Here is an 8,324-nt window from a genome sequence, read left to right as displayed (position 1 = left end):
CATCCGCAACAGCAGCGGCGCAATACCATTTCGAGAATCTCGACAATTGTTGATCCGTACTACTGGGAACATCACGTTTTCACTTTCTCGGTAGAGCCCGACACATTCAGCTGTTCGAGCGGACCACGCAATCAGCACGAATGGCAGTGTGGTTCAGTGGTTTTCTATGACAATTCATCTTGACGATCTGTTGAGCCAACGCAACAACGCTCCTTCGCTCGAGCGTCGGCCTCTGATGATGCTCAGCTGAAGTTCGTGACCCCACCAGGGCGTGGCCAGTCGAACATGACCAGCTTGCCGGTGGCACCCAGCGTCGCCACCGCGTGGTCGCCGGTGAAGCAGATGTTCGTAACGAACGGATCCGGCAGCGATACGAACTCGACGGCCTCGGGATCCCCGTCCGGAGGAACGCTCACGATCCCACCCTCGCCCAATCTGGCGACGCACACCCATCCTGCGCCGTCCACAGCCATGCCATCGAACATCGTCAGTCCCTGTGGGGCCATGAGAAGGTTCCGCGACTTCCGGGCCGGGATCCCGCGTGTCACGCGGCCGGGTTCCGCTATATCCCAGTACCAGGTTCGGCCGGTGAAGGTCTCCGCTACGTAGAGACGAGAATTACTCTGCGACAGTGCAATTCCGTTCGGCCGCTCGACCGGAAAGATGACCTCACGGATCTCTTCTCCGTCCGGCCTGCACCAGTAAACGCTGGACCGGTCCACAGTTCGCTCCTGAGCGACGCCGTGATCGGTGAACCAGATCGAGCCATCCGGCGATATCACCAGGTCGCTCGGTGCACGCAAAGGATGTTCGTCGCAAGACTCGTACAATGTGGTCACCTTCCCGCTCGCGAGGTCGACCCGCTGGATCGAGCCGTGTCCCGGCCATGAGCTCGGCGGCTCGGACAGCGGGATCAGCATGCCGTTACTTTCGCGAAACGCGTTGGCACCACCGTTGTTCGTCACGTATGCGGCACCATCGGCGCCAATGGCGACGGCGTTCGGTCCCCCTCCACACTCCGCGACGACCTCGACCCCTCCCCCCGGATGTACTCGGGTCACCGTTTCGCGGGCGATCTCTACGACGAGGAAGGTGCCATCGCCGCATGCCACCGGGCTTTCGGGAAACAGCAGACCGTCTGCGAGGGTGCGGAGATTCTGCGGCTGCATCGTGAGCAACGAACCTAGCCTTTCACGAGTGAATCACGCGATACTGTCTGCGCTGCCGGCCATGCGTCCTCCCGGGTAGCGCCGTCGAAGTACGGCAAGATGACGTCACCGTAAGATTCGAACACCACGGTCAAGGGCATGCCGGTCGCCAGATCTGACGGCTCGCAGCCGACGATAGCGCTCATCAGATACGCCCCTTCTTCGAGCAGCACGATTGCCGGCACGTAGGGAATTTGAAATTCTGGCATCGCTGTGCGCCAGACTACGGTCCAGCTATAAAGGTTCGCCCGCCCTTTACTTCTGCACCACAACACTTCTCCCGCACAGTTCGGGCACTGAGGGACTGGTCGCAGTGGATGAGCACCGCAACGGCGGCATTCTTGATACCGCAACTCCGATTGGCGACAACCGTCCCAGTACGGCTGCGTGACGGTGGACGGTGTGGGCAGCGGGATGCCCGGTGGCTGAGGTGTAAGAATCGTCATGGTCGTTCTTTCCCGAGCAGCAGCACGTCATTGAACAGTGCACCGGAACCACCGTTGGAGCAGAGGGCCACCTGCGCATCGAGTACCTGGTTGGTCTTGCAGCTGCCACGCACCTGTTCGACCCCACGAACCACCCTTTGGAGCAGCGCGGGCAGACCGGGATGACTGAACGACATGGTGCCTCCGTCGGTCACGATGGGCAGTTCCCCGCCAGGACCGGTGCGACCGTCTTCGACGAAGGCGCCACCTTCGCCCTCCGGGCAGAACTCGAACGCCTCGAGCTGGCGGATAATTTCGAACGAGAAGGGGTCGTAGAATTCGGCGACGTCGACCTCGGCGCGTGAGATTCCGGCCATTGCGAACGCTCGCTGAGCGGCCCTTCGGCCCACATAGCCGAAGATCTCACCGTCGCCGCCGCCGTTGCCATCCCAGGCGGGAGGAAATGCGTAGGCGGCTCCGCAGGCGTCGTCGCCTGCTCCGAGAATCCATACCGGCGTAGCGTCGAGGTCGGCCAATCGATCCGCGTGAACGAGCACGAGTGCGGTACCACCTTCGGCGGTCATCGCGCAATCCAGGAGATGGTACGGATCGGCGATCATGCGCGAGGCGAGGATGTCCGCGGGAGTGAAGGGACCATGTCCGCTGTATACCGCGTCCGGGTTGACGTGCCCATTGTTGCGGACAGTCGCCGCCACCGTTGCAAGCTGCTCGCTGGTGGTTCCATACCGCTCCATGTGACGCCGCGCCATCAGCGCGAATTCGGCGGTGGTGAACAGCCCATAGCTCATCACGAGCTCGTTGGCAGGTCGAGTCCACGGAGCGGTGGATGCCCGGTCGACGTAACCTCCGGCGTTGCCGTTAGCGACTACGACGACGTCCGCCTGACGGGTCGCAATCAGCGCCGCGCCGTCGAGAACAGCGACGATCCCACCGGGACCCTCCCGCCGGGAGGCTGGAGCGGCACCCAGCGCATAGATATGGTCCTTGGGGTAGCTGCCGACGACTGCATCGACATCCCGGCTGGCGATGCCGGCGTCACGCAGCGCACCCACCACCGCTTCGAACTCGATGGCCGGCCCGTCGACGCCGTCCAGTCTCCGCGCCTGCCGCGTGTTGAACGCACCGACGACCGCCACATCTCGGAAAGGATGGCTCATCGGGGTTCCGCTCCTAATCGCACCATGACCGCCTTGTTGCGGTTCGATCAGCGAGGCGGTGCTCAGCCAACGGGATACGACACCGTCTTGAACTGAAGGAACTCCTCTGCGCCGGCCCGTCCATGCTCCCGGCCGAGGCCGCTGCGCTTGAACCCACCGAATGGCGCCGGCCCCGATACGCCTCCGAACCGCTCCGAACCGTTGATCCAGATCATGCCGGTTCGGATCCCGTTGGCGACGCGCATCGCACGGGCGGTGTCTTTCGACCACACCGCGCCGGCAAGACCGAAGTTCGAATCGTTGGCGATCGAGACCGCATCGTCGGCGTCGTCGAACGGGATGACCACACCGACCGGGCCGAAGATTTCGTCCTGAGCAATCGTCATGTCATTGCGGACGTCGGCGAAGAGCGTCGGCTCGACAAAGAATCCTCGGTCGAATCCGGCGGGTCGGCCACCGCCGCAGACGAGTGTCGCGCCCTCGTCGACGCCGAGACCGATGTACCGTTCCACCCGGTCGCGTTGCGCCGCACTGATCAGCGGCCCCATCGTGACGTCCGGGTCCGCGGGATTCCCGACCCGAATGGCGGCCACACCCGCCTGCACCCGCGCCACGATCTGGTCGTAGACCCGTCGTTGCGCGAGGATTCGAGTTGGCAATGCACATCCCTGACCGGCGTGCATCGTGAACCGCAGCAAGGACGCCAGCAGAGCCGGTTCGTCAAGATCAACGTCGTCGAACACCACGTTCGCCGACTTTCCGCCGAGTTCGAGCACCACGCGTTTCAACGTGCCGGAAGCCTGTGCCATCACCCGAGATCCGACGGAATCGGACCCGGTGAAGCTCACCATGCTGACCAGCGGGTGGGTCGTGAGCGTTTCGCCTGCCTTTACGTCACCAGTCACGACATTGATGACGCCGGGTGGCAGGCCCGCGTCGTCGGCGCACTGCGCCAGAAGGAGGGATGCAACAGGTGTGTATGGCGAGGGTTTGAGCACCACGGTGTTGCCCATCGCAAGTGCTGGCCCCAGCTTCCACAGGCCGAGCAAGACAGGGTAATTGAACGGCGTGATCGCGGCGACCACGCCTATGGGCTCCTGGCGGATCAGTATCTGCCCGACGCCCACTCCATCGACGATATTCGGCGGAAGAGGTTCGTCGAAGGTGAACGTTCTGGCCTGGTCGGCCCAATAGCGGGCAGAGTTCACCCCGGCTCGGAACTGCAGACTGATGGCAAGTGCCCGGGTCGAGCCCGCCTCGGCGATCAGAACGTCAGCGAACTCTTCGCTACGCGCCTCGAGCGAGTCGCAGAATCGGTGCAGAGCTTTGGATCGGTCCGCGCGACTGAGCGATGGCCATTCTCCGCGTCCGTCCGCGAAGGCTCTGCTGGCCGCCTGAATCGCCGACTCCACGTCGTCTACCGAGCCGACCGCTACCCGGGCGATGGTCTGTTCGGTGGCGGGGTTGATGACGTCCTGTTGCTCAGCAGCGCGTCCGGTTGTCCATTTCCCGTCGATGTACATCGACCAGTCCTGTAGTTTCATTGCTACTCCTTGCGTGGGAACGGTGCTATTTCGTCAACGACGTTCACCCTCGAATTGCTGCCGACGACGGTTGTCCTGTGTGGACGGCCAGGTTCTGCTTCGCAGACGTGGCCCCGCGTCGCTGGCCAGGTACATGGCGGCGTTCGCGATACTCAGTGGATAGTCGGCGATTCCCCGGTCGAGGCCATCGCAACGAACTGGTCGAGCACGTCCAGAGCAGTGGGATCCCGTGGGATGGCTAAGGCAGCCAACGGCTTTCACCATCTTTCCGGTTGGCACCGTGTTCACCCGGATCGTCGATGGCGCGAGTTCTTCAGCAACCGTCTTGGTCATCCCTGCGAAGGCGCGTTTGCCGACGGCATCGCAATCCGGCCCCCACCCAGCCAACACTGCGGCGGTGCTGCCCAAGGAGATGATCGATGCACCGCAGTGGGGATTCATCACACGCGCAGCGAGCTCAGTGCCGCAAAAAAGGCCTCCGGTCAATACGGACATCGCCCAATTCCGACCTTCAAATACTTCCGTGATCGGATCGGTCGGGCCCGCGACGGCGACGTTGTCCACGATGACGCCGAGACGACCGAACTCCACCACGGCGACCTCCTCCTCGCGCGACGCATCAAGCGCATTCGCACCGAGTTCCTCGACCAAGCTTGGTCACGCGGAACATCCCAGTCAGCGGTCACGACCGACGCGTCCTCTCGGATGAACCGACGCTCGATGCCTTCGCCGGCGATGACGGTCGCTACCTTGCCAGTAGTCCATCCCGTCATCTGACATCCCCACAGCTTCCGAGTTCATCAGTCAATAGGACCGCACATCCTTAGGCATTGGACACTAACACATATTCTGTGTAACCGTATATCCACGCTGCCGAAGTGCCGGATCGCGTACCGGATCGGCTCTCGAGGCCCGCCCCGGTCTCATTCACGGGGGACGGGCCATCTGCACGATCCTCCAACTGTGAGCGACATCAGATGGCAGCTATATCCCAAGGGCTGCATCTGATTTGCGGTATGGAAATGTCCCTACTTCTTGCCCAACGGGACGGCCGGGTAAGGCCGACTTCTGTCGGTTGCCAGAAGGCTGGCAGGCGACAGACTTCGACCAGCCATCCTCCGGGAAGACATCCTTGGTTATCAGATGTCGAGCGGCAGAGGCAGTTGGGTGGATTGACCGGTTTCCGCCGGCCAGGCTGTCGCTTCGTCGTAGAGAATACCGACCACAACTTCGGGCTCAACGTTTTCTCCGAACAGTCCGCCAATGATGCTGTGCAGCTTGGCGATACCCGCAGCGCCCGCGGGCAGCCGAGCCCGGATCAGGACCTTGCCCGCCGGGTCCATCACCTCGGTGTCGTGGTGCTCTTCGGCCCTGTCGTCACCGATGAGCAGCAATCCACTCCCCCGTCGCGTCGCGGTCTCCTTGCCTCGGCAGTCAGCGAGAGGGGCGTCGCGACCTAATGAACCAGTGCTCACGCGGTGCGGGCACGACATCTCATCAGCGATCCGGCTCTCCCGACGCACCGGCGGGGGCACGGTCTTTCCGTAGCACTCGGGTCCAGGTACTCCGTGCGCTCGCCTGCCGGTGACTGAACTGCTCGAGGACTGGCACGAAGTCCCCGATGAATAGTCCATGCAGATACAGCAGCGGCAGCACTTCGGTGACCTGCGGGGACTGACGCGCCCAGCGGGCAGGATCGATAAGGAAAACCGTTGCCGCTCATCAGATTCAGCATCAACGCGTGTGAAGTTCACCTGTGGCGCTTCCACCATCACCGCGCCGGCCGCGTCAGCACTTGCCGTTCGTTGTGGTAGCCGTTGCGCACCATTAACTTCCGGCTGTCCTCGCCAACCTGGCCGGCGAACCGCTCGACATACGCGGTGACCTCGGCCCGCAACGCGGCTTCGAGCATCCGACGGGCGCCAGCGCGGACGATCTCGCCGATCGGTGAACGCGGCACCGTCACTGGCACCGGCTAACGATGAAGTTCGTAGTCGTTGAGATTCGCTTCTTTGGTCCACTCCCACATGTCCATAATCCGGAAGGGATTCGGCACCACCACGCGTCCTTTCGAGTTCCGGTAGTAGGTCTGCATTCCCTCATGCGTCCAGATCATGCGCTCGTGCGCGTCGTCGATCCGCCGTCCGTAGTCTTCATATACCTCGGGCCGTACCTCGATGGACCGAGCTCCGGATGCCCACAACTTGTCCAGGACATCCATGATGTAATGCAACTGGCGTTCGATGACACTCGTCAGGCTGCCGCCGTGGCCGAATTGAGTGTTCGGGCCGTACAAGCAGAAGAAATTCGGAAAACCAGGAACAGCGGTGCCGAGGTAGGCTCTTGCGTCGTCCTCGTTCCACGTTTCTGAGAGCTTGGTACCGGAGGTTCCGATTACCTCGATGGGTGCGACGAAATGTACGACGTCGAAACCCGTTGCCCAGATGATCACGTCCACATCGTGCTGACCGCTGACCGACCCGACCACACCATCACGGGTAACCTCTGTCACCGACTCCGTCAGAAGATGCACGTTGGGACGGCGGATCGTCCGATACCAGCCGTTGTCGAGGAGAATTCGCTTTCCGAACGGCGGGTAGTCGGGCAGTACGTCAGGCAAAAGATCCAGCCGATCCCCCAGCTCGGCCTCGATATAACGCGTGAGGCCGAGGCGATGACGGTCGTTGATCGAGTTGACCGCCCGTTCAGGGTGCGGCCAGTCCGGGTCCTTCTGGAGCGCCGGATGCAGCCGGTCGTTGAACGCCCATCCGAGGCGCAGTCGGTACCACAGCCGGTATAATGGGACCTCCGCCATGAGGTAGTTGATCGCATCAGGTATTGGCTCGTGCAATTTTTCGAACGGTGTAACCCATTGCGGCGACCGCTGGAAGATCGTGAGGTCGGCGACGCGATCGGCGATGGCTGGTACAACCTGCATAGCGCTGGCTGCGTTCCCGACGACGGCGACGCGACGCCCGTCGAGATCTATGTCCTCAATCGGCCAGCGAGCTGTGTGAACAGAGTTTCCTGTGAAGCCATCTATTCCGGGGACATTCGGCAAGCGTGGCTTATTGAACACCCCCACCGCGCTGATGAGTAGGTTCGCTCGGTAGGTTTCGAGGGTGTCGTCCGAGCCCCGCGCTTGCACAACCCACTCTTGCGAATCCTCGTCGAAGTGCGCGGACACAACCTCGGTGTTGAAACGGATGTTCTCTCGCAAGCCGAAATCGTCGGCCACTCCGTTGAAGTACGCGAACAACTCGTCCCGCATGGCGAAGTAGTGCGTCCACTCCCTATCCGCGAATGTGTAGGAGTACAGATGACTCGGCACATCCACGCCGCATCCGGGATACCGGTTTTCCATCCAGGTTCCGCCGACCTCATCATTGCGCTCGAGTATCGTGTAGGGAACATTCGCCTGTGCCAGCCTGACTGCGGCGGCAATTCCCGACATACCTGCACCCATTACGATCGCGCGGAATCCAGGCGGGGGCCCGACGACGGCATCGTCACTGAGATCCGTAGTTGCCAGCGCATCCGCCACCAGCGGTCCATATTCGGTGGGCAGCGGCTCACCGAGTGAAACGCTCAGCATCCGGACGAGTAGCTCGACATCTGGATTCGGCATTGCCACCGGCTTGCCACCGCGCCAGTCCCGGATTGCTCGAAGCGCCTCCGCTCGGACCGTTTCCTGAAGCGCGGTCGATAGGCCGGCCGAGTCGTTGTCGCTCAGTCCGCGTGGACGGGTAGGCGTGAACGGTGGTTCGATCCATCGCAACTCACCGCTCAACTGAGTCAGGACGAGAAGCAGGGTCGGGATATTCGCCTCGGCGATCGCCTCCGAAAGCAAGTCATCGGTCCTGTTGGCCGGAATCACAAAGAATCCCCTTTGTCGTGCGTAAAGGTGGCAGGTCATACAACATTTCGACACTCGGTTCGTTGCTCGAGCACAAGGTCCGGAGCTTGACG

7 protein-coding genes and 1 pseudogene are annotated in these 8,324 nt (G+C 62.1%); all 8 read right to left on the bottom strand.

Going from position 1 to position 8,324, the window contains the following annotated elements; genetic code table 11:
• Nucleotides 1-242: 242 nt before the first annotated feature.
• The gene (locus NV1_RS40530; protein WP_067904649.1) at nucleotides 243-1,169 is read right to left on the bottom strand and encodes an SMP-30/gluconolactonase/LRE family protein; all 927 of its coding nucleotides are present in this window, start codon (nucleotides 1,167-1,169) and stop codon (nucleotides 243-245) included.
• Nucleotides 1,170-1,183: 14 nt separating this feature from the next.
• Entirely contained in the window at nucleotides 1,184-1,654 is a 471-nt protein-coding gene (locus NV1_RS46555) for a Zn-ribbon domain-containing OB-fold protein (RefSeq protein WP_067904646.1), read from the bottom strand.
• The gene (locus tag NV1_RS40520) at nucleotides 1,651-2,811 is read right to left on the bottom strand and encodes a thiolase family protein (RefSeq protein ID WP_067904644.1); all 1,161 of its coding nucleotides are present in this window, start codon (nucleotides 2,809-2,811) and stop codon (nucleotides 1,651-1,653) included. The genes NV1_RS46555 and NV1_RS40520 overlap by 4 nt, the downstream gene beginning before the upstream one ends.
• Nucleotides 2,812-2,873: 62 nt before the next feature.
• Nucleotides 2,874-4,334, bottom strand: coding sequence for an aldehyde dehydrogenase family protein (locus NV1_RS40515; RefSeq protein WP_307631390.1), 1,461 nt, complete (start codon nucleotides 4,332-4,334; stop codon nucleotides 2,874-2,876).
• A gap of 54 nt (nucleotides 4,335-4,388) precedes the next feature.
• Nucleotides 4,389-5,006, bottom strand: a complete 618-nt coding sequence (locus NV1_RS43005) for an SDR family oxidoreductase (RefSeq protein ID WP_084526659.1) — start codon at nucleotides 5,004-5,006, stop codon at nucleotides 4,389-4,391.
• Nucleotides 5,007-5,494: 488 nt separating this feature from the next.
• Nucleotides 5,495-5,749, bottom strand: a complete 255-nt coding sequence (locus tag NV1_RS40505; protein WP_067904639.1) for a hypothetical protein — start codon at nucleotides 5,747-5,749, stop codon at nucleotides 5,495-5,497.
• A 109-nt stretch (nucleotides 5,750-5,858) separates the two neighbouring features.
• Nucleotides 5,859-6,327: pseudogene (locus NV1_RS46225) on the bottom strand (transposase); the annotation flags it as partial.
• Between the two features lie 3 nt (nucleotides 6,328-6,330).
• Nucleotides 6,331-8,232 carry a flavin-containing monooxygenase gene (locus tag NV1_RS40495; protein ID WP_245714182.1) on the bottom strand — a complete coding sequence of 634 codons (1,902 nt, stop codon included), beginning with the start codon at nucleotides 8,230-8,232 and terminating at the stop codon, nucleotides 6,331-6,333.
• Between the last annotated feature and the right edge of the window lie 92 nt (nucleotides 8,233-8,324).

This window comes from Nocardia vaccinii NBRC 15922 (genome assembly GCF_001613305.1).
Taxonomy (GTDB): Bacteria; Actinomycetota; Actinomycetes; order Mycobacteriales; family Mycobacteriaceae; genus Nocardia; species Nocardia vaccinii.
Note: the sequence above shows the minus strand (reverse complement) of the source record. Positions and strands in the feature narration are given on the sequence as shown.

Bases quoted from the DNA above. Each gene is read 5' to 3' on its own strand.
- NV1_RS40530 (WP_067904649.1), bottom strand. From the start codon at position 1,169: ATGCAGCCGCAGAATCTCCGCACCCTCGCAGACGGTCTGCTGTTTCCC.
- NV1_RS46555 (WP_067904646.1), bottom strand. From the start codon at position 1,654: ATGACGATTCTTACACCTCAGCCACCGGGCATCCCGCTGCCCACACCG.
- NV1_RS40520 (WP_067904644.1), bottom strand. From the start codon at position 2,811: ATGAGCCATCCTTTCCGAGATGTGGCGGTCGTCGGTGCGTTCAACACG.
- NV1_RS40515 (WP_307631390.1), bottom strand. From the start codon at position 4,334: ATGTACATCGACGGGAAATGGACAACCGGACGCGCTGCTGAGCAACAG.